18 protein-coding genes are annotated in these 20,174 nt (G+C 67.0%); 2 read left to right on the top strand and 16 right to left on the bottom strand.

Annotated elements, in window-relative coordinates; all coding sequences use genetic code 11:
• Window positions 1-329: 329 nt before the first annotated feature.
• The 11 genes from AC5P8Z_RS09185 to AC5P8Z_RS09135 form a co-directional block, all read right to left on the bottom strand.
• The gene (locus AC5P8Z_RS09185; RefSeq protein WP_495228851.1) at window positions 330-1,709 is read right to left on the bottom strand and encodes a sensor histidine kinase; all 1,380 of its coding nucleotides are present in this window, start codon (window positions 1,707-1,709) and stop codon (window positions 330-332) included.
• Entirely contained in the window at window positions 1,687-2,370 is a 684-nt protein-coding gene (locus tag AC5P8Z_RS09180; RefSeq protein ID WP_286068863.1) for a response regulator transcription factor, read from the bottom strand. Before AC5P8Z_RS09180 ends, AC5P8Z_RS09185 begins: the two co-directional genes overlap by 23 nt.
• A gap of 96 nt (window positions 2,371-2,466) precedes the next feature.
• Window positions 2,467-4,650, bottom strand: coding sequence for a PAS domain S-box protein (locus tag AC5P8Z_RS09175; protein WP_286068864.1), 2,184 nt, complete (start codon window positions 4,648-4,650; stop codon window positions 2,467-2,469).
• 207 nt (window positions 4,651-4,857) lie between these two features.
• On the bottom strand, window positions 4,858-7,245 hold the full coding sequence (locus tag AC5P8Z_RS09170) for a Tex family protein (protein ID WP_286068865.1): 2,388 nt from the start codon (window positions 7,243-7,245) through the stop codon (window positions 4,858-4,860).
• 206 nt (window positions 7,246-7,451) lie between these two features.
• The gene (locus AC5P8Z_RS09165) at window positions 7,452-7,667 is read right to left on the bottom strand and encodes a hypothetical protein (RefSeq protein ID WP_005410085.1); all 216 of its coding nucleotides are present in this window, start codon (window positions 7,665-7,667) and stop codon (window positions 7,452-7,454) included.
• Between the two features lie 599 nt (window positions 7,668-8,266).
• The gene (locus tag AC5P8Z_RS09160) at window positions 8,267-8,719 is read right to left on the bottom strand and encodes a hypothetical protein (RefSeq protein WP_495228848.1); all 453 of its coding nucleotides are present in this window, start codon (window positions 8,717-8,719) and stop codon (window positions 8,267-8,269) included.
• Window positions 8,716-8,919, bottom strand: coding sequence for a PspC domain-containing protein (locus AC5P8Z_RS09155; RefSeq protein WP_295568770.1), 204 nt, complete (start codon window positions 8,917-8,919; stop codon window positions 8,716-8,718). Before AC5P8Z_RS09155 ends, AC5P8Z_RS09160 begins: the two co-directional genes overlap by 4 nt.
• A 65-nt stretch (window positions 8,920-8,984) precedes the next feature.
• Window positions 8,985-9,353, bottom strand: coding sequence for a YfeK family protein (locus AC5P8Z_RS09150; protein WP_495228846.1), 369 nt, complete (start codon window positions 9,351-9,353; stop codon window positions 8,985-8,987).
• Between the two features lie 33 nt (window positions 9,354-9,386).
• Window positions 9,387-10,454 (bottom strand): class III poly(R)-hydroxyalkanoic acid synthase subunit PhaC, encoded by a 1,068-nt coding sequence (locus tag AC5P8Z_RS09145; protein WP_495228845.1) that lies wholly within the window; start codon window positions 10,452-10,454, stop codon window positions 9,387-9,389.
• A complete protein-coding gene (gene phaE / locus AC5P8Z_RS09140; RefSeq protein WP_495228843.1) occupies window positions 10,451-11,515 on the bottom strand; it encodes a class III poly(R)-hydroxyalkanoic acid synthase subunit PhaE in 1,065 nt (354 codons plus the stop codon). Before phaE ends, AC5P8Z_RS09145 begins: the two co-directional genes overlap by 4 nt.
• A gap of 22 nt (window positions 11,516-11,537) precedes the next feature.
• Window positions 11,538-12,152: a CDP-alcohol phosphatidyltransferase family protein gene (locus AC5P8Z_RS09135; RefSeq protein ID WP_100442258.1), complete on the bottom strand. Its 615-nt coding sequence runs from the start codon at window positions 12,150-12,152 to the stop codon at window positions 11,538-11,540.
• A gap of 344 nt (window positions 12,153-12,496) precedes the next feature.
• On the opposite strand from AC5P8Z_RS09135, the gene AC5P8Z_RS09130 reads away from it, so the two are divergent.
• Complete coding sequence (locus tag AC5P8Z_RS09130; protein ID WP_495228842.1) at window positions 12,497-13,147, top strand: class I SAM-dependent methyltransferase; 651 nt, start codon at window positions 12,497-12,499, stop codon at window positions 13,145-13,147.
• 72 nt (window positions 13,148-13,219) lie between these two features.
• Here AC5P8Z_RS09130 and AC5P8Z_RS09125 read toward each other — a convergent pair whose 3' ends face one another.
• The 5 genes from AC5P8Z_RS09125 to ppsR form a co-directional block, all read right to left on the bottom strand.
• Window positions 13,220-14,587 (bottom strand): MATE family efflux transporter, encoded by a 1,368-nt coding sequence (locus AC5P8Z_RS09125; RefSeq protein WP_495228840.1) that lies wholly within the window; start codon window positions 14,585-14,587, stop codon window positions 13,220-13,222.
• A 133-nt stretch (window positions 14,588-14,720) separates the two neighbouring features.
• Window positions 14,721-15,347, bottom strand: coding sequence for a DUF2239 family protein (locus AC5P8Z_RS09120; protein ID WP_495228839.1), 627 nt, complete (start codon window positions 15,345-15,347; stop codon window positions 14,721-14,723).
• Window positions 15,348-15,490: 143 nt separating this feature from the next.
• Window positions 15,491-15,979, bottom strand: coding sequence for an NUDIX hydrolase (locus AC5P8Z_RS09115; RefSeq protein ID WP_295569753.1), 489 nt, complete (start codon window positions 15,977-15,979; stop codon window positions 15,491-15,493).
• Window positions 15,980-16,021: 42 nt separating this feature from the next.
• The gene (locus AC5P8Z_RS09110) at window positions 16,022-16,531 is read right to left on the bottom strand and encodes a DUF1249 domain-containing protein (protein WP_286068876.1); all 510 of its coding nucleotides are present in this window, start codon (window positions 16,529-16,531) and stop codon (window positions 16,022-16,024) included.
• A 206-nt stretch (window positions 16,532-16,737) separates the two neighbouring features.
• Window positions 16,738-17,559: a posphoenolpyruvate synthetase regulatory kinase/phosphorylase PpsR gene (ppsR, locus tag AC5P8Z_RS09105; protein WP_006452040.1), complete on the bottom strand. Its 822-nt coding sequence runs from the start codon at window positions 17,557-17,559 to the stop codon at window positions 16,738-16,740.
• 144 nt (window positions 17,560-17,703) lie between these two features.
• Between ppsR and ppsA the strand changes: the two genes are divergently transcribed.
• The gene (gene ppsA, locus AC5P8Z_RS09100; RefSeq protein WP_495228838.1) at window positions 17,704-20,082 is read left to right on the top strand and encodes a phosphoenolpyruvate synthase; all 2,379 of its coding nucleotides are present in this window, start codon (window positions 17,704-17,706) and stop codon (window positions 20,080-20,082) included.
• The last annotated feature ends 92 nt before the right edge of the window (window positions 20,083-20,174 follow it).

The raw sequence follows: 20,174 nt of genomic DNA, 5'->3' as shown, positions 1-20,174 counted from the left end.
CCCGCAAACCCACAGTGCCCCACCTCTGACAGTTTCCCGGTGGCCAGTAGATCCACGCCATGCGTGGAGCAAATCCATCCGGTATCGACAATCAAGCATGGGGTCAGAGCCCGTTGCGCAGCAACGGGATCCGACCCCAATGGAAGTTCCGGCAGATCGCGGGAATCTGCGAAGGCGGGGTGGGTTCGGTTGCGGGGGGCACTTCATGGACGGGTTTACGGCGTCCCCCGCAACCGGATCCACCCCGCCTACCCGCAGGAAACCCGGCTTTCGACATTGACGTTGCTTCGGCGGGTGCAGGGCTGCAAGCCCTGCAAAAGAACACCCTCCTACAGCACCTGCGGCCGGCACAGCAGGCTGAATCGGGCGCCACCCAGCGTGGACTGCGCCACCTGCAGGCGGAATCCGTGCAACCCGGCAATCGCCGCCACGATCGACAGGCCAAGCCCGAAGCCACCACCCTTGCTGGCCTCCGCGCGATGGAAACGCTGGAACACCAGGCTGCGCTCGCCCTCGGGAATACCCGGACCGGAATCCTCCACCACGATGCACGTGGCGCCCTCCTCGACCCGGGCAGACAACTGCACACGCCCTCCCTCCGGCGCAAACCGGATCGCGTTGTCCAGCAGGTTCCCGATCGCTTCGAACATCAGGCCGCGATCCCCCATCACGCCCGGCAGATCAGGGGCCAGTTCAAGCAGCAACAGCTGCCCCTTCTCTTCTGCCAGCGGCGCATAGAAGGCATGGATCTCCTGCAGCAGCGCGTCCGGCGCCAGCGTGCTGAAACCGGAGCGGCGCTGATGGTCTTCCAGCTCGGAAATGCGCAGCAGTGCGCGGAAACGCGCCATCAGCGTATCGGTTTCCTCCAGCACCTGCTCCAGTGCCAGTGCCTGCGGATCGCCATCGACCAGCTGCTGGCGCATGCGGTAGAGCTGCGCGCGCATCCGTGTGAGGGGCGTGCGCAGGTCGTGGGCGATGTTGTCACACACACCTTTGACTTCGGTCATCAACTGTTCGATGCGGTCCAACATGGCGTTGACGATGGCGGCCAGCATGTCCAGCTCATCGCGGCGGTTGGACAGCGGCAGGCGCTGGCCAAGATCGCCAGCAACGATATTGGCCGTCGCCTGCTCGATTGCCTGGATGCGCCGCAACGGGCGTTGCCGCAGCAGATGCCAGCCCAGCAGGCCCGGCAGGAGGGTCAGCGACACGCCCCACAGCAGCGCATCAAGGATCAGATGGTTCACCTCGTTCAGCGGCCCGCTGTAACGCACCAGTACCAGGATGCGGCCATCGCGGGTGGGCATCGCCAGGCCGAAACCACGCTTTCCGCGCGCATAGGCATCGGTGATCGGCAGGCCAGACACCGGATGCGCGCTGCCATCAAGCGGCAGCTGCGCCGGCAACGACTTCAACATGCCGGCGAGCGGTTTTCCGTCGGGCGTGAAAAGCCCGTAGGCATCGATGCCGTGAAGGTCGTAGCGGCGGTTCTCGCGCAGCGCGGCGGTCAGCCCGTCTCCGCTGAAATGCTCGAACAGATGGGCGCGTTGCAGCACCGCCGACTGTGCCAGCTCGTCCAGGTACAGCGAGACCCGCCAGTACAACACGCCCAGCAGCACGCACGACCAGGCCACGAACAGCAGGCTGTACAGGCCCAGCAGGCGGCTGCTGGAAGAACGCCAGCCGTCAGACAGTTTCGCTGAGGACATAGCCGCTGCCGCGTACGGTACGGATCAACGAGGGCGTGTCGGGTTGGTCCAGTTTGCGCCGCAGGCGGCCGATGTGGACGTCGATCAGGTTGGTGCCGGGATCGAAGTGATAGCCCCACACTTCCTCGAACAGCATCATCCTGGTCAGCACCTGGCCCGCGTTGCGCATCAGGTACTCCAGCAGCTTGAATTCGGTCGGCAGCAGGCTCAGGCTGCGGCCGCCACGATGCGCCGTGCGTGCCAGCAGGTCCAGCTGCAGGTCGCCCACGCACAGCAGGGTCTCGTTGCTGGCCGGGCGCTGACGGCGGCGCAGCAGCACCTCCACCCGCGCGGCCATCTCGTCGGAGGCGAATGGCTTGGTCAGGTAGTCATCGCCACCGGCACGCAGCCCGCGTACCCGCTCGTCCACGTCCGACAGCGCGCTGAGCATCAGCACCGGCGTGTCGATGCCGATCCGTCGCAGCGTGGTGACGATGGCCAGCCCATCCAGCCCGGGCAACATACGGTCCAGCGTGATCGCGTCGTAGTCGCCACTGGCCGCGCGCACCAAGCCTTCGCGGCCGTCGGCCACCCAGTCCACCTGCAGTCCATGGCTGCCCAGTTCCGCCACGATTTCCTGAGCGGTAATGGCGTCATCCTCGATGGTCAATACGCGCGACATGGGCACTTCGGAAGTCCAGGCTCGCCCATGCTCGCCAAATCGGCCGACGCGGGCAAATGAAACATCCTTCATCCGCGCCCGCGAGTGCGGGCCGGTTCAGGCCGGCTCGCCGTCGTCGGTCGGTAGTTCGGACAGCTCGCCCTGCACCTGCACGTTGTTGCGGCCCATCGCCTTGGCCCGGTAGCACTGGGCATCGGCTGCGGCCACCGCCTGGTCCACGCTCATGCCGCCGGCCAGCGGCGCGATGCCGATGCTGGCGCCGACCCGCAGCCGGCCCTGGTCCCACGGAATCGACAGCGCAGCCAGGGTGTTCAGCAGCTCGCCACCGATGCGGGCGGCGCGGCGTGGCGTGCAGCCCGACAGGATTACCGCGAACTCATCGCCGCCCAGCCGCGCCACCACATCCGAATCGCGCACGCCGTGACGCAGCACACTGGCCACCGCCCACAGCACGGCGTCGCCGGCCAGATGGCCCCAGGTATCGTTGATGGGCTTGAAACGGTCCAGGTCGATGAACATCAGCGATGCAGCCTGGCCGGTGCGTTCCACACGGGTGATCGCCTGCTGCAGATGCGCCTCGAAGCCACGGCGGTTGCTCAGTTCGGTCAGCGGATCGATCTCGGCCAGGTGCCGCGCCTCGCGTTGGCGTGCGCGCTGCTGGGTATCGTCGCGCAGCACCCATACCGCGCCGCGCACGTGGCCTTCGTCATCGCGCAACCAGGCGCGGGTCAGATCCACCGGCACCGTGGCGGTGCCCAGCCGCAGCAGCAGATCGGCATGCAGGTCCACTGCATTGCTTTCCGGGTCGAGCAGCACCGACACGTCCAGCACCGAACCTGGCGCGTACTCGGTGGTCAGCGCCAGCACGTCCTGCACTTTGTGCCCGGCCAGCGACAACGCGCCATCACCGGCCAGCGTGCGTACCGCTGCAGCATTGGCGTAGTCGATGCGGCCGTCCAGGCTGACACTGAGCACCAGGTCGGCCACCGCATCCAGCGTGATGCGGCTGCGCTGTTCGCTCTCGAACAGGCGCTGCTCACTGCTGCGCTGGGCGGTGATGTCCTGGATCTGCGAGACGAAATGCAGCGGTTCGCCATGCTCGTTGCGCACCAGCGAGACCGACAGGCGCGCCCAGATGATGCGGCCATCGCGGTCCAGGTAGCGCTTTTCCAGATGGTAGTGGCTGCGCCGGCCCGCCAGCAGGTCCTGTACCAGGGCCAGATCGGCCTGCAGGTCATCGGCGTGGGTCAGACGCTGGAAATCGACCTGCAGCAGTTCCTCGCGCGGATAACCAAGGATCCGGCACAGCGCGTCGTTGACGTCCAGCCAGCGCCCCTCCAGCGACACCAGCGCCATGCCCAGCGCAGCCGACGTGAATGCACCGGCGAACTTCTCCGCCGACAGGCGTGCCTCGGCGCGCGCCTGCAGGATCTCGGTGATGTCGATGGCCATGCCGACATAGCCGATGCGCGCCCCATCGGCACCGTCCATGCGGCTGATCGACAAGCGTACCTGGCGTGGCTGGCGGTCCTTGCGCAGCAAGGTCCACTGCCGCGAATAGGTCTGGCCGTCGGCACGCGCACTGAGCGCCTCGAACACGCCTGGCAGATGGCCATCGGCATCGGCCAGCGGTCGCAGCCAGGCATTGAGTTCCTGTGGGTCGTGGAAGGCATCGAGCCTGCGCTGCCCGACCACCTCGGCCGCGCTGTAGCCCAGCAGGCGCTGCGCGCCGGTATTGAACAGGGTGATGGTGCCATCGGTATCGGTGGCGATCACCGCCACCTCATCGGACGCATCGACCACCGCCTGGAGGCGTTGACGGGTCTCGGCCGCATCGTGGCGGGCCTGCTGCAGCTCGGTCACATCGGCATGCGCACCGGCCATCCACAGCGGACGGCCCTGGCCATCCCACTCGAAGACCCGGCCACGGTCCTGGATCCAGATCCACTGGCCGTTCTTGTGGCGCATCCGCAGCAGGCAGGCGTAGTTGTCGGTGCGCCCGTCGAAATGTTCATCCAGTGCCGCATCGGACACTGCGATGTCGTCGGGATGGACCAGCTTCAGGAAGGTCTTCTGGCAGACCGGCTCCAGTTCGTCCAGGCGATAGCCGACAATTTCGGCCCAACGCGCATTGACCCGCATCTGGCCGGTCTGCACGTTCCATTCCCAGGTGCCGGCGGCGGTGCCGTCGATGATCATCGCCAGCCGGCGGCGCTCTTCGGCCAGCTCCTGCAGGCGCCGTTCAAGCAGACCGTTGCCGTTGTTTCCCTGGCCCGCCATCACTCCGGTCCCCTGCCGGCACGGGCAGGCGCCGACCGCAGCGAAGCGCTGCAGCCTGCGACGAAGACGGCGGGTCGTGCTGGCGTCATGGCCCTCCCCAGCGACAGCGGGGAGGCCGAACGCCCCCCTCAGGCGCAAGTGTGCGCAATCACGGGGAAAACCGACAAGTCCCCCGCTACGGATCAACCGTGACGGGGGGCACGATCCTCAGCTGCGCTTGGCGCGGGCGAAGGCCTCGGCCAGGGCATTGTTGGCCGGCGGCGCGGCCTGGCCGGCCCGGCCGCCATGGCCCGGGCCCCGGTTCGGTCCGCGGTTCTGGCCACCTGCCTCGCGGCGCGGCCCCTGGCCCTGGCCACGCTCCTCCCGCTGGCCGGGGCGGCTGGTGGCCTGTCCCGGGGTGTCATCCAGGCGCCGGGTCAGGGCAATGCGCTTGCGCGCCACGTCCACCTCCAGCACCTTCACCTTGACGATGTCGCCGGCCTTGACCACGTCACGCGGGTCCTTCACGAAGGTATCGGACAGCGCCGAGATGTGGATCAGGCCGTCCTGGTGCACGCCGATATCGACGAATGCGCCGAACGCCGCCACATTGCTCACCACGCCTTCCAGCACCATGCCCTCGCGCAGGTCCTTGATGTCCTCTACGCCCTCGGCGAAGCGCGCCGCCTTGAACTCCGGACGCGGGTCGCGGCCCGGCTTCTCCAGCTCCTTCAGGATGTCGCGCACGGTCGGCACGCCGAAGGTGTCATCGGTGAACTGTTCGGCCTTCAGTCCGCGCAGGAAACTGCCGTCGCCGATCAGCGCCTTGATCGGGCGCGCGGTGCTGGCGACGATGCGCTCGACCACCGGGTAGGCTTCCGGGTGCACGGCCGAGGCATCCAGCGGCTGGTCACCGTCGGCGATGCGCAGGAAGCCGGCGCATTGCTCGAAGGTCTTCTCGCCCAGGCGCGCGACCTTCAGCAGGTCCTTGCGGCGCTTGAACGGGCCGTTGTCATCGCGGTGGCGCACGATGTTCTCGGCCACCGTGGGCGAAAGGCCGGACACGCGCGACAGCAGCGCGGCCGACGCGGTATTCACGTAGACGCCCACCGCGTTCACGCAGTCCTCCACCCGTGCGTCCAGCGCCCGCGCCAGGCGGTACTGGTCAACATCATGCTGGTACTGGCCCACACCGATCGCCTTGGGCTCGATCTTGACCAGCTCGGCCAGCGGATCCTGCAGGCGGCGCGCGATCGAAACCGCGCCTCGCAGCGACACGTCCAGCCCCGGGAATTCCTTGGCCGCGAATTCGGACGCCGAGTACACAGAGGCGCCAGCCTCGCTGACCACCACCTTCTGCAGCTTCGGGTTGCCAGCGGCCTTGATCGCTTCACCGGCCAGCTTGTCGGTTTCACGGCTGGCGGTACCGTTGCCGATCGCGATCAGCTCAACGTTGTGCTTGGCACACAGCTGCTTGATCGTCTGCAGCGACTGCTCCCACTGTCGGCGCGGCTCGTGCGGGTAGATAGTGTCGGTGGCCACCAGCTTGCCGGTGGCATCCACCACCGCGATCTTGCAGCCGGTACGGATGCCCGGGTCGAGCCCCAGCACGGTCTTCGGGCCGGCGGGTGCCGCCAGCAGCAGGTCCTTCAGGTTGTCACCGAACACCGCGATGGCTTCGGCTTCGGCCTTTTCGCGGGCCTGGTTGAACAGGTCCAGCAGCAGATGGGTGTGCAGCTTGGCGCGCCAGGTCAGACGGCAGGCATCCAGCAGCCAGCGGTCGGCGGCACGCCCCTGGTCGGCGATGCCAGCCTTGCGCGCCACGCGCCCCTCGGCGTACTGGTGGCCCGCTTCGGCATCGCTGCCCGGGTCCAGTTCCAGGAACAGGATCTCCTCGCGGCGCGCACGGAACAGTGCCAGCAGCCGATGCGAGGGAATCTTCGCCAGCGCTTCGGCGTGCTCGAAATAGTCGCGGTACTTGGCGCCTTCGGTTTCCTTGCCCTCGACGACGCGGGCACGGATGACCCCGGTGTCGCCCAGCCAGGTGCGCAGTTCGCCGACCAGCGCGGCGTCTTCGCCCCACCGCTCCATCAGGATCGCGCGCGCGCCTTCCAGCGCGGCCTTGGCGTCGGCCACGCCCTTGCCGGTATCGACAAAGGTGGCGGCGAAGACCTGCGGGTCCTGCGTCGGGTCGGCCAGCAGGCCATCGGCCAGCGGCTCCAGGCCGGCCTCGCGGGCGATCTGGGCGCGGGTGCGGCGCTTGGGCTTGTAAGGCAGGTACAGGTCTTCCAGGCGGCTCTTGGTATCGGCGGCCAGGATGTCGTTGCGCAGTTCGTCGCTGAGCTTGCCCTGCTCGCCGATGCTGGCCAGCACTGCGGCGCGGCGGTCTTCCAGCTCGCGCAGGTAGGTCAGGCGCACTTCCAGGTTGCGCAGCTGGGTGTCATCCAGGCCGCCGGTCACTTCCTTGCGGTAGCGCGCGATGAACGGAACGCTGGCGCCCTCGTCGAGCAGGCCGACGGCGGCACGTACCTGGGCGGACTGGGCACCGATCTCGTCGGCGATGGTCTGGGCGATCTGCTGGGCGAGCGCGCTCTGGGCGTTCTTGGCGTCGTGCATTGCTTCAGGTCTGTGCCGCGTTACGGGAAGACCCCATTCTGGCAATCCACGACGGAGCCGGACAAGGCATTGACACGGGGCGAGGTTCAGCGGCGGCGGCCGGATTGGACGCCGGCATCCTGGCGGATAGGCTCGGACTGGCCCGCGGCTGGGATGCCGGCGCGGGCGCGCGATGGTGGAGCGCGCCCTGCCGCGTGTTGCGAAGGTCAGCGGTAGTGGCGGGCGGCGCGCTGCATGACGATCTCGTCACGCATGCCTTCCAGGGCCATCAGGCGGACCTTGCCGACACCCTGCAGTTCCATGAACCGCTCCGTGTAGAACTCCGGCCCCAGCGCGGTGTCGGCGCGGGATTTGCTGAAGCCGTAGGGCACCACGCCCTTCTCGCCATCCTTGCTACCACCGACATAAAGAACGATTGCCATGTGATGTCTTCCTCCAAATTGCTACTGCGTACTGCACTCGATGAGCGATGCTGCGAGCTCATCGGGGGAGAGCTTACCGCGTCGAACCTGACTGGAACGTCACGAAGGCTAATGACGATCGGTTGCATGCAGATGACTGCGGGATCGCAGCAGAATGCTTACGGATCCTTAACTTCCAGCTAACGAATCGTGGCGATTCCAGCCGACGGCGCAGCCGCTCGTGGGTGGATTGGTTGTTCGCGAAAAGCCGGTTTCCTGTGGGCTGGCTGCTTTCTGTTGTGGAGCCGAGCCTGCGCTGGGCTTCGCGGACTGGCCTGAACGCAGCCGAGCGTGGGCTCGGCTCTACACGAGCAAGCGCAGCGCGCGACCCGCTTCTGCTGTTCTGTTTCTTTTCCGTGGGTGGTACAGGTCTCAGCCATCTGTCAGAGGGCGGTCGGGGTGGGTTCGCGGGGGTGTCCGCGGCATGGATGCCGCGGCCAAGCCCCCATGGACGGGTTCACGGCGTCCCCCGCGAACCCACCCCGACCGACCAGCGCGAGGGTTTTGCATTTGGCGACCAGGCATCACCACCCACGAGGGGCTGCGCCGTTGGCTGGAAACTACGGCCACCAGCCGTGCCCGAACCGGGCGTAATGATCCGCCGCGCGCTCGAATGGATTCCGCGCACTCACCCCGCCACACAGCAGGTACACCGGCAGGTACAGCGGCCCCAGCACCATGTACTGGTAGATGTGTGCGCGTTCGTGATCATCCAGCCGGATCAGCGGCTCCACGCCCCACCCCGCCTGATGCGCATAGGTCCGGCACGAAATGCCCAGATCGTGACCGGTATGCAGGATCACATTGCCCAGCGTGATCGCCCCACCCGGCCCCCACGGCCAGCGATCGAACACCAATGCGCAATCACGGCCGCTCCAGCGCAATGTCGCGCCGCCGAGCATGCCGGCCAAGCCGCCGACCACGCCGATCAGGGAATTGGGTGACGTCCACACCGCGCCCAGCACCTGCAGCGGGCGCAGCCAGATCGGCGAGGGCGTCAAGGCAGTCCTCAATCGGCCTCGTTCGGCATCAGCAGCCACAGGATCAGGTAGACCAGAATGCCCGGGAAGGCGGCCGAACCGATCGATACCAGCACGAACACGATTCGCACCAGGGTGGCATTCCAGCCGAAGCGATGGGCGATGCCCCCCATCACGCCGGCGATCATGCGGTCGTTCAGCGAACGCGACAGCGTCTTGGGCGTGGTGTTCATGGCGGTGTCTCCTGGGAATGCGCAAAGGCGGTCGAGCGTGGCTCGACTCTACACCGGGCTCGTGTCTACGGCGTGCGTTGGCGCAGCGCCTTCAGGCGTGTGCCGAACCAGGTGGCAGCAGTCTGTTCAGGCTGCCCCGCGCACTGGATACGGTACGGCTTGCCGCTCATGCTGCTCTGGCTGGCAGCGCGCTCGATGAACTGCTCGGCGCTGTCCACCATGTCCTTCTTCAGCAGGTAGTCGTACTTGCGCTGCAGGTGCGCGCGCGCGTCGCTGCCGTCGTACCAGCTGCCATTGCGCTGAAACCGGCACTGCGAACCGTCCAGGCTGGCAATCAACTGGGCAATCTCGCGCTGTGCCTGCGGACCGGGGGCGGCGTGGGCGAGCGGCGCGGTCAGCAGCGCGGCAAAGATGAGCAGATTTCGTCGGAACATCGGAGCGTCCGTGTAGTCGAGCGTGGCTCGACTCTACACGTCGCGTGCCTTCAGCCAGCCATCGATCGTGGCCGGCACTTCGCGCTGCGCGCGCCCGGACACGTAAATGCCGATGTGGCCGCCACGGAAACTGGACTCGGTGTAGTCCTCCGTACCCAGCCGCCCGCGCAGCGCGCGCGAGGCATCCGGCGGTACCAGATGGTCCTGCTCGGCATAGATGTTCAGCACCGGCAGGGTCACCTGCGACAGGTCCACCGCTTCTTCGCCGATCCGCACCGTGCCCTTCATCAGCCCGTTGCCCTGGTAGAACTGCTTGATGAAGTCACGGAACGCCTCGCCTGCGAGGTCCGGCGAATCGAAGATCCACTTCTCCATGCGCAGGAAGTCCTCCAGCGCCGCCTTGTCATCGAGGATGTCGAGCAGGCCGACGTACTTCTGCACGTTCAGGCGGAACGGCTTGAGCATCAGGTAGCTGGCATTCATCAGGTCGGCCGGAATGTTGCCCAGCGTGTCCACCAGCAGGTCCACATCCACCTGCCGTGCCCAGTGCGAGAGCATGTTGTCGGCGGTCTGGAAATCGACCGGGGTGACCATGGTGATCAGCTTGCCCAGCTTCTGCCGGCGCAGCGCCGCATAGCACAGTGCGAATACACCCCCCTGGCAGATGCCCAGCAGGTCCACCGGGCCACCACTGCGCGCGCGCAGCGCATCCACCGCGCCATCGATGTAGCGCAGCAGGTAGTCCTCCAGGGTCTGGAAGCGCTCGGAGCGGTCCGGGTAGCCCCAGTCCAGCACGTACACGTCCTGGCCCAGCGCCAGCAGCTTCTGTACCAGCGAGCGATCGGCCTGCAGGTCCACCATGTACGGCCGGTTGACCAGCGCGTAGACGATCAGCAATGGCGTGCGCCGGGTCGGGGCCTGTTCGCCGACGAAGCGGTACAGCACCACCTTGCCGTCGCGCCAGACTTCCTCGCGGGCGGTCACGCCATAGTCCACGTCTTCCACCTGCGGCAGCAGCTTCAGCCCTTCCATCAGCTTGCGCTGCATGGCCAGGGTCTCCTGCATCAGGTCATCGGCATTGAAGCCCAGCGGTCCTTTCATCGGTCACGCGCCCGTGAGGGGGTGCGGGCGGCGGCTTTCTTCGCCGGTGCCTTCTTCGCCGCCGGCTTCTTCACCGGCGCAGCCTTCTTCGCAGCTTTGCGCGCCGCCGGCTTCACCTTCGCCGGTGCCGGCTGTGACACCGGATCCACCGCGGCAGTGCCCGCCAGCACCGCCACCTGTGCCTGCAGGCGGCGCAGGCTGCGCTCCAGCTCGGCGATGCGGCGGTGTGCGGCGTCCATCTCGCTGCGCGTCGGCAGGCCGATGCGTTCGCTCATCTGTTCCACCTCGCGCTGCAGGCCGGCACGCAGGCGCATCTGTGCGTTGCCCAGCGAGGCATACACCTGCTGGAACGGCTCGGACATGGCGACCTTGGCGTAGGCCTCCTCGGCCACTTCGATCCACAGGTCGAACATCGCGCGGGCGCTGGTCAGCTGGCTGCCGGGCTGCTCGTGCTGGGCCAGGCGCTGCTCGAACAGCGCGAAGGCTTCGTCCAGCGCCTGCTTGATCTGCTCGACGTAAGCACCCGAATGTTGCTGGTAGTCCTCCTGCGCGCGCAGCAGGGCCTGCCAGCGCGCCTGATGCTCACGGCCGGGACCGAATGCCGGGCTCTGCAGCCAGGGGCCGGCCTGCAGCTGGAACTGTTGCAGCCAGGCGGCGAACTCGGGCACGGCGGCGCCGGCGTGGGTGCTGCCCCGCGCACCCTGCAGCATCCACTGCAACATGCCGTCGCCCTGCCCCTGCACCGCCTCGCGCCAGGCCTGTGCGACTTCGGCGCTGCTGGCGTCGCGGCCAGCGAAACGTGCGGCCACTTCCTGCATCGTGCCGTACCAGCTGCCCGCCTGTTCGCGGAACCGGCGCATGGCATCTTCCGGCGCGCCCTGCCCCTGTTCGGGCAGCAGCTGGCCCCACCAGTCGAACAGCCGTTGCCAGCTGCCGGGGTCGTCACCGGCCGGTGCACCCGGCGTGGATGCATGGCGCAGGGCATCTCCCCAGGCGCCGAAGTACTGCCGGGCCAGGGCTTCGAAATCGCTGCTGCCGGCGTCGTTGGCCGAGCTGGTCATCGCAGGTCTCCGCTGGGCTGGCTCATGGCTTGGGGATGCGCAGGGTCTTGCTGATCATCAGTGATCCGGACAACGCGAACAGCAGCACCATCGGATGCAGCTGCCACGGGCCGATCTGCCACTGGCCGAACCAGATGTTCTGGCCGATGGCATCGGTACCGGCGGCAATCGCCAGTACGATCACCAGCACCAGGCTGGTCGGGATCGGAGTGCCCTCGAAGTACTTGACCTTGCCCTCGTCGCCGGCCAGCGCCTCGGCGGTGACGTTGTAGCGGGCCAGGCGGCTGACGCCGCAGCAGACGAAGTAGCTCAGCACCAGCCAGTCCCAGCCGCCCTGCATGCCGCAGGCGTAGGCCAGCGCCGCCGGGGCCACGCCGAAGGAGATCACGTCGGACAGCGAGTCCAGCTCGCGGCCCAGGGTGGAGCTGGACTTGCGCCAGCGCGCGATGCGCCCGTCGAGGGCATCGAAAATGAAGGCGAGCGGGATCAGCGCCATGCCGAACAGCAGGTAGCCACGTTCGCCGTCCTGCAGGAAGCGCATCGCGGCAAAGACCGCACCGGTGCCGCAGAACGCATTGGCCAGGGTGAACCAGTCGGCCAGCTGGAATTCGCGCAGCATCGAGAAGTGACGTTTCATGGGGTCTCACGGAGCATCAAGGCCCACAGGTTACCGCGAGCGCTGCCGTGGGTGACAGCGCCGACCGAGGCGATTCTTCACCGCTCCCTCACCTGTCCTCACCAGCGGTGAATTTTTCGCCACCCATCTTGACAGCCTAGGGGGGTGGCGCCTGTCGCGGCTTATCCACAAAGTTGCCCACGCGTAATCCACACCCCCTGTGGACAACCAGATCTCACCGACTGCGACGCTGGACATTTCCTCATCACCCCGCAGCGGGGTTTCCCTACTTCCCAAGCCATCAGGTCGGCGCTATGGTCACCGGCGGACCCGCCGCCGCCACGTCCGAATTTCTTCCACGGACGATGACGATGCTGGATGCTTCCACCCTGGCCGCACAGCTGCGGCAGCCCCATGGCGAGGCCGCGCTGGCAGTGGCCGACTCGATGAACCGCAGCAACGGCGCCCTGAACCTGGCCGCGATCGGGCTGCTGGCGGTGAAGCCCGGCGAAGGGATTCTGGAGATCGGCCCCGGCAATGCGGCGTTCGCGCCCGAACTTCTGCGGGCCGCGGGCAGCCACTACCTCGGCATCGAGCTGTCCCCTGCCATGGTTGAAGCCGGCAACCGGCGGCTGGCCAGCGCTGGCTTGTCCGACCGCGCCATGATGCGCCACGGCGATGCCCACGCCCTGCCCGTCGGCGATGCCTCGATGGATGCAGCGTTGGCGGTCAACACCCTGTACTTCTGGCCGAACCTGGCCCCGGTGCTGGATGAACTGGCACGCGTGCTGCGCCGCGGTGGCCGTCTGTGCCTGGCCTTTGGCGATGCGGCCTTCATGCGCAGCCTGCCATTTGCCGCTGATTTCCAGCTGCATGAACTGGACGCCGTGGAGCTGGCGCTGCGTGTATCCGGGTTCAGCCTCTCGGCCTGGCGCAGCCATCTGGAAACCGCGCCCGGCAATGATGGGCAGGCGCGGGAGAAGCATTTCCACCTGCTGCTGGCGCATCGGCGCTGATTTCCGCCGGATGCGATCCGACCGAGCGGTAGAGCCGGCCGCTGGCCGGCTGCCCCGGCAATGGCGCTGCGCTCAGGCCGCTGCCGGCAACCGACCGCGCCACCTGGCGAAACACATCATCTGCAACAGCAGCATCGCCACCAGTCCCAGCGGCCACGCCCACCACAGGCCGGTCAGCCCGTGCCGCGCCTGCAGCCACATCGCCAACGGCAGCTCCAGCAGCAGCACCGCTGTCATGCCCAGCAACGCCGGCAGCAGCACAGTCCCGCTGCCACGCATCACGCCGACCAGCACCGTGGTGCCGCCCATCGCCAGCACGCCCCACACCACCGTGCGCAGCTGCAATGCGGCCAGTTCACGCACCTCCGGCGCCGCCAGGATCAGGCCGGTCAGCCATGGCGCCAGCGCCATCACCAGCAGCACCACGACCGTCAGCATCACCAGACCCAGCATCACGCCGGTGCGGGCAATGGCGGGCAATCGTGCCGCACGCCCTGCCCCCATCGCATGCGCGGCGAGGATGGTGGCGGTGATGCCCAGCGACATCGCCGGCAGCTGCACCCAGCTCATCAACTGGTTGACCGCACCGTAGGCCGCCGTCGCGGTGTAGCCATAGTGGTTGATCCAGCCCAGCAACACGATCTCGGCAATGGCCAGGCTGAGCATCTGCAGCGAGGACGGCACGCCGATGCGCAGCATCGAACGAATGATCGCGCCATCGAAACGGATGGCCCGCAGCAGCTCATGGCCCGGTGCCAGCGGATGCCCCAGGCGATGCCAGCGCCACAGCAACCAGAGCAACGCCAGCAGCGAGGCAAATGCCGCCGACACCGCGGCACTGGCCGCGCCCAGCCGCGGCAGGCCGCCCCAGCCGAGGATCAGCAGTGGCGTGCACAGCAGGCCGAGCACGGTCGCCAGCAGCAGTGCGTGCAGCGGCGTCTTTGCGTCACCCACCGCGCGGCTCACGGCCGTCGCCAGCCACAACAGGAAGAACGCCGGCGCACTCAGCAGCAGCACCCGCGCGTAGACGATGGCCTCGCCGAGGACCGGCGCCGGCGTCCCCAGCGCCGCCAGCATCTGCGGCGCGAACACGCCGCCGACGCCCATCACCAGCAGCGACAACAGCAGGACAAGCGCCACCGCACTGCCGGCTACCGCGCGTGCCCGCTGCGGTTGGCCGGCGCCCCAGGCCTGGCCGATCAGCACCATTGCGCCCGTCGCCAGGCCCATCACCAGGGCCATCAGCAGGAAGAACACCGGGAAGAACGCCGCGGCGGCAGCCACCGCCTGCGTGCCAAGCAGATGGCCCAGGTAGACGTTGTCCAGCGTGCCGGCGGCCAGCTGCAGTGCATTGGTCATCAGCATGGGCAGCAGCAGGGCCAGGTAGGTGCGCGACAGCGGCGGCGCAACCGGAGGTGTCGCGTGTGCAGAAAGGCTCATGGGGTTTCTCTGGGCAAGGCGCTGCCCTGCCCGGCGTTTCCGCCAGCAAAGCAAGCACGTGGGAAGCGGGCAGTCGCCCGCGATCAAGCGGCGCCGTCGTTCATCCACGGCGCCCTGGGTCGGTCGTCAGTACTCAAGCAGGTGGGATATCGAAGGCCAGCCGCAGGGCGTGATCGCGCACGTCCCCGGGCCAGCGGTGCAACGCCGCTTCCAAGCCCGCGCGGTCATGCGCGAACAGGAGGCGGATGGCTTCCTCGAAGCCGGGCAGATCACCCGCAATGGCCTGCAGGAAGTGATAGGCACGCTCCGTATCGCGGCGCTGCCGGTCCTTGTCGGCACCCGCACGGCTGGCCGCTTCCACCAGCCTGCGCAGGACCACGGAGGCCCCGCCCGGCTGTTCGGCCAGCCACGCCCAATGGCGCGGCAGCAGCGTCACTTCGCGCGCAACCACGCCCAGCTTCGGGCGACCGCGGCCACGTGGGGGTGACGGTGCATCTTCGGTGTCATCGGCGTGGGTTTCAACATCCGTCTGCAGCGGCGCCGGAAACGCTTCGGCCACCCGCGCCAGCAGTTCCGCGTCGCTGCCTCGCGTATCGAAATCGCGGGTGCGGCCAGTGGCATTGTCGAATACCAGCAACGGACCTGCGGCGTTGTCGGCGCGCAGCTGTTTGAGCGCCAGCGCGGCCACTTCCGGCGTACCGGAAACGACCAGGCAATGGCCGTCGAAACAGCTGAAGGGGGGCAGTCGGAACGCAGGCATGGCATCGGCATCGGGGGCGATGTGCAAATATTGCCCGGGTAATTTGCGCTCGTCAATATCACCCGGGTATTAATTGACCGGGAGAGCGTGCCAACCAAGGTTGGCACCCACCGGAATGGTTGGCACCCATCCGATTCGTCGGGTCACAGCCGGCTGTAGGACCAGCTCACCATGCGCCCGTCCTTGTACGGCATCACCCCATGGAACGGGCGCGGGTCGGCGTCGAACACCAGCGGCAGGAAGTTGCGGTCGCCCTCCCACATCGGCAGCGTGTCCAGCTTGTCCAGGTCCACCCACTCCAGCGTGCCTTCGTGGTTGCCACCGTGCGGGGTGCCTTCGAAGGTATCGATGACAAACACGAAGCCCAGCCAGTCCTCGCCGTGCTTGCCGAAACCCGGCCAGCTCAGGGTGCCGCGCAGGCGCATGCCAGTGCAGTCGATGCCCGCCTCTTCCTGGATCTCGCGGCGCATGCTGGCGGCCACGTCCTCGTCCGCTTCGATCTTGCCGCCCAGTCCGTTGTACTTGCCCAGGTGATGGTCACCGGGGCGGGTATTGCGATGGATCATCAGCACCTGGCGACGATCAGGCGACAGCACGTAGCCCAGGGTGGCGACGATCGGGGTATACGGCATGGGGCAGCATCCAGCGGCAGGTCAGCCGTGGATTATGGCCGATCAGCGCACCAGCGACAGGCGGCGTTCTGCAGGCGCGACGGCACCCTCAGGGGCGCGGCGCAGGGTGGCGACACCGTGGCCGCGCTCGGCCAGGTATTCCAGCCACTTGCCGAGGAAGGTGTTCATCCGCATGCGGTGGCTGATCAGCTCCGCCGGCGGCGGGTACAGGCCCATCGTGTCCTGCCAGCGGCGGCCGACGTAGCAATGGGTGGTCTCAGCCTGGCGCGCGTCGCGGTACAGGCGCACATAGGCCGACGGATCCGGCTCGCCGGTGACCGGGTCGGCCAAGTCGTAGGTCAGGCGCAGCTCCACCGTGTAGCGGTGGCATTCGATCACGTCCAGGCGCACATCCAGGCCGTCGCCGATCGAGGAAATGTAGCTGCCCGCCACCAGTCCGGCCGGCTCGAAGAGGCGTACCAGATGGCGATAGTTCTCCGCGTACAGACCCATCAGCCAGCTCAGCCGGCTCAGTCTGGGAATGCGTTCGGTACGGGGCAAGGCTCGGGCCATGGGTCGATCCTACACGTTGGTGCTTCAACGTGGGGGCGGTCCGCGCCACAGCCAACCCACCGACTGTGATCCCCCTGTTGCGCCGAGCCCATGCTCGACTGGGCCACCGGGTTCTGGCCCAAGAGCCGCCGAGCGTGGGCTCGGCTGTACAGGGCGCAGCATCCACGGGTAGCGCCGGGCGATGCCCGGCGTACGTGGCGCGCGCCTCAATACAGCTCGCGCTGCAGCCCCAGCGTGGCCAGCACTTTGCTGGAGATCTCCTCGATCGAGGTATGGGTGGTGCTCAGGGTCGGGATGCGCTCCATCTGGAACATCACCTCGGCCGCGGCCACCTCGCGCTTGCAGGTATCCAGGTTGGCGTAGCGCGAGTTCGGGCGGCGCTCCTGGCGGATCTGCTGCAGGCGGTCGGGATCGATGGTCAGACCGAACAGCTTGCGCCGGTAGTTGCGCAGGCGCGGCGGCAGGCGGTCGCTTTCCAGGTCTTCGTCAGTCAACGGGTAATTGGCTGCGCGCACCCCGTAATGCAGGGCCAGGTAGATGCAGGTCGGCGTCTTGCCGGCGCGTGACACCGCCACCAGGATCACGTCGGCGTCGTCGTAGTTCACTGCGATGCCGTCATCGTGGGTCAAGGCGAAGTTCATCGCGTTGATGCGGCGGTGGTAGGTGTCGAAATCAACCATGCCGTGGGCCTGGCCGACCCGGGCCAGGCGCGGGCTGGCCAGTTCACGCTCCAGCGGCTCGATGAACGGCGCAAACACATCCAGCATCAGCGCGCCGCTGTCGGCGAGGATCAGGCTCAGGCTCTGGTCCACGCAGGAGTTCACCACGATCGGCCGGACCTGGTACCGCTCCCCCGCCGCCTGGATCCGGGCACAGGCTTCACGCGCTTTTTCGGGGTCGTCGACAAACGACATCCGGTCGGTAATGAAGCTGAACCCGGAGAACTGGGTCAACAGGCTATGCCCAATGGTTTCAGCGGTGATACCGGTTCCATCGGAAACGTAGAACACCGGACGGATGGTCGACATGCGCGCTTTTACCCCCTACGAAGCTTAAAAAGGCCGCCAGCACAAGCTTGTGCCGACGGTGCTCTGCCCGGCATCATATCGGCTTCTTCCTACGGACGCGGCCACTCAGCCCGCCTCGGGCGATGGCCAAACGGAGCATCGCGCTTGAACGAGAACATCCTGTGGTTGCACGAACTGCGTCTGGCCGATCTGGCCCGCGTAGGCGGCAAGAATTCGTCGCTGGGCGAGATGATCGGCAACCTCGCCGGTCTGGGCGTTTCGGTGCCGGGCGGTTATGCCACCACCGCTGAAGCCTTCAAGGACTTCATCGCGCACAACGATCTGTCCAAGCGCATCTTCGACAAGCTGGCCACGCTGGACGTCGAGGACGTCAACGCGCTGACCGCCGCCGGCAAGGAAATCCGCACCTGGGTGATCGATGCCCCGCTGCAGCCGCAGCTGGACCAGGACATCCGCACCGCCTACGCCAAGCTGAGCGCCGACAACGGCGGTGGCGACGTGGCCGTTGCCGTGCGTTCGTCGGCCACCGCCGAGGATCTGCCGGACGCGTCCTTCGCCGGCCAGCAGGAAACCTTCCTCAACGTCACCGGCGCCGACGACGTCGTGCACAAGGTCAAGGAAGTGTTTGCCTCGCTGTACAACGACCGCGCCATCGCCTACCGCGTGCACCACGGCTTCAAGCACGAGGACGTGTTCCTGTCCGCCGGCGTGCAGCTGATGGTGCGTTCGGGCGTCGGTTCCTCCGGCGTGCTGTTCACCCTGGACACCGAGTCCGGCTTCCGCGACGTGGTGTTCGTCACCTCCTCGTTCGGCCTGGGCGAAATGGTCGTGCAGGGTGCGGTCAACCCGGACGAGTACTACGTCTACAAGCCCACCCTGCAGGCCGGCAAGCCGGCGATCCTGCGCCGCTCGCTCGGCAGCAAGGCGATCCGCATGGTGTATTCGGATGTCCCCGGCGAGCGCGTGAAGATCGAGGACACCCCGGCCGAACTGCGCAACACCTTCTCGATCAGCGACGAGGACGTGCAGGAACTGTCCAAGCAGGCGCTGGTCATCGAAAAGCACTACGGCCGCCCGATGGACATCGAGTGGGCCAAGGACGGTGTCAGCGGCAAGCTGTTCATCGTGCAGGCGCGCCCGGAAACGGTGAAGTCGCGCAGCCACGCCACGCAGATCGAGCGTTTCGCGCTGACCGAAAAGGGTGGCAAGGTGCTGGCCGAAGGCCGTGCCGTCGGTGCCAAGATCGGCTCGGGCGTGGCCCGCGTGGTCAAGACGCTGGATGACATGAACCGCGTCCAGCCGGGCGACGTGCTGATCGCCGACATGACCGACCCGGACTGGGAACCGGTGATGAAGCGCGCTTCGGCCATCGTCACCAACCGCGGTGGCCGTACCTGCCACGCTGCGATCATCGCGCGCGAGCTGGGCGTGCCGGCCGTGGTCGGTTCGGGCAACGCCACCAAGGTCATCGAAGATGGTCAGCTGGTCACCGTCAGCTGCGCTGAAGGCGATACCGGTTTCATCTACGAGGGCAAGCTCGGCTTCGAGCGCACCACCACCGATCTGGGCAACATGCCGCCGGCACCGCTGAAGATCATGATGAACGTGGCCAACCCGGAACGTGCCTTCGACTTCGGCCAGCTGCCGAACGCCGGCATCGGCCTGGCCCGCCTGGAAATGATCATCGCCAGCCACATCGGCATCCACCCGAACGCGCTGCTGGAATACGACCGCCAGGACGCGGCGACCAAGAAGAAGATCGACGAGAAGATCGCCGGTTACGGTGATCCGGTCAGCTTCTACGTGGACCGCCTGGCCGAGGGCATCGCCACCCTCACCGCCTCGGTCGCACCGAATGCCGTGATCGTGCGCCTGTCGGACTTCAAGTCCAACGAGTACGCCAACCTGATCGGCGGCAGCAACTACGAGCCGCACGAAGAGAACCCGATGATCGGCTTCCGCGGCGCCAGCCGTTACGTCGACCCGAGCTTCTCGGCCGCCTTTGCGCTGGAGTGCAAGGCCGTGCTGCGCGTGCGCAACGAAATGGGCCTGGACAACCTGTGGGTCATGATTCCGTTCGTGCGCACGCTGGAAGAAGGCCGCAAGGTCATCGAGGTGCTGGAACAGAACGGCCTGAAGCAGGGCGAGAACGGCCTGAAGATCATCATGATGTGCGAAGTGCCGTCCAACGCACTGCTCGCCGATGAGTTCCTGGAAATCTTCGACGGCTTCTCGATCGGCTCCAACGACCTGACCCAGCTGAGCCTGGGCCTGGATCGCGACTCGTCGATCGTCGCCCACCTGTTCGACGAACGTAACCCGGCGGTGAAGAAGCTGCTGTCGATGGCAATAAAGGCCGCACGCGCCAAGGGCAAGTACGTCGGCATCTGCGGCCAGGGCCCATCCGACCATCCGGATCTGGCCGAGTGGCTGATGCAGGAAGGCATCGAGTCGGTGTCGCTGAACCCGGACACCGTGGTCGATACCTGGCTGCGCCTGGCCAAGCTGAAGGCCAACGGCTGATGCAGTGAAGGCCGCGGGCTGACGTCGTGTTCATCGGCGTCTGCCCATACTGCTGCTGCACGCAAGCCCCGCCGCTGCGGGGCTTCGTGTTT

The organism is Stenotrophomonas sp. YJH_SMC_17 (assembly GCF_059371655.1).
This window is presented reverse-complemented; position numbering and strand designations above follow the sequence as displayed.

Bases quoted from the DNA above. Each gene is read 5' to 3' on its own strand.
- AC5P8Z_RS09115 (WP_295569753.1), bottom strand. From the start codon at position 15,979: ATGCCGTATACCCCGATCGTCGCCACCCTGGGCTACGTGCTGTCGCCT.
- AC5P8Z_RS09185 (WP_495228851.1), bottom strand. From the start codon at position 1,709: ATGTCCTCAGCGAAACTGTCTGACGGCTGGCGTTCTTCCAGCAGCCGC.
- AC5P8Z_RS09145 (WP_495228845.1), bottom strand. From the start codon at position 10,454: ATGAAAGGACCGCTGGGCTTCAATGCCGATGACCTGATGCAGGAGACC.
- AC5P8Z_RS09165 (WP_005410085.1), bottom strand. From the start codon at position 7,667: ATGGCAATCGTTCTTTATGTCGGTGGTAGCAAGGATGGCGAGAAGGGC.
- AC5P8Z_RS09120 (WP_495228839.1), bottom strand. From the start codon at position 15,347: ATGCCTGCGTTCCGACTGCCCCCCTTCAGCTGTTTCGACGGCCATTGC.
- AC5P8Z_RS09125 (WP_495228840.1), bottom strand. From the start codon at position 14,587: ATGAGCCTTTCTGCACACGCGACACCTCCGGTTGCGCCGCCGCTGTCG.
- AC5P8Z_RS09135 (WP_100442258.1), bottom strand. From the start codon at position 12,152: ATGAAACGTCACTTCTCGATGCTGCGCGAATTCCAGCTGGCCGACTGG.
- AC5P8Z_RS09150 (WP_495228846.1), bottom strand. From the start codon at position 9,353: ATGTTCCGACGAAATCTGCTCATCTTTGCCGCGCTGCTGACCGCGCCG.
- phaE (WP_495228843.1), bottom strand. From the start codon at position 11,515: ATGACCAGCTCGGCCAACGACGCCGGCAGCAGCGATTTCGAAGCCCTG.
- AC5P8Z_RS09170 (WP_286068865.1), bottom strand. From the start codon at position 7,245: ATGCACGACGCCAAGAACGCCCAGAGCGCGCTCGCCCAGCAGATCGCC.
- AC5P8Z_RS09180 (WP_286068863.1), bottom strand. From the start codon at position 2,370: ATGTCGCGCGTATTGACCATCGAGGATGACGCCATTACCGCTCAGGAA.
- ppsR (WP_006452040.1), bottom strand. From the start codon at position 17,559: ATGTCGACCATCCGTCCGGTGTTCTACGTTTCCGATGGAACCGGTATC.
- AC5P8Z_RS09155 (WP_295568770.1), bottom strand. From the start codon at position 8,919: ATGAACACCACGCCCAAGACGCTGTCGCGTTCGCTGAACGACCGCATG.
- AC5P8Z_RS09110 (WP_286068876.1), bottom strand. From the start codon at position 16,531: ATGGCCCGAGCCTTGCCCCGTACCGAACGCATTCCCAGACTGAGCCGG.
- AC5P8Z_RS09175 (WP_286068864.1), bottom strand. From the start codon at position 4,650: ATGGCGGGCCAGGGAAACAACGGCAACGGTCTGCTTGAACGGCGCCTG.
- AC5P8Z_RS09130 (WP_495228842.1), top strand. From the start codon at position 12,497: ATGACGATGCTGGATGCTTCCACCCTGGCCGCACAGCTGCGGCAGCCC.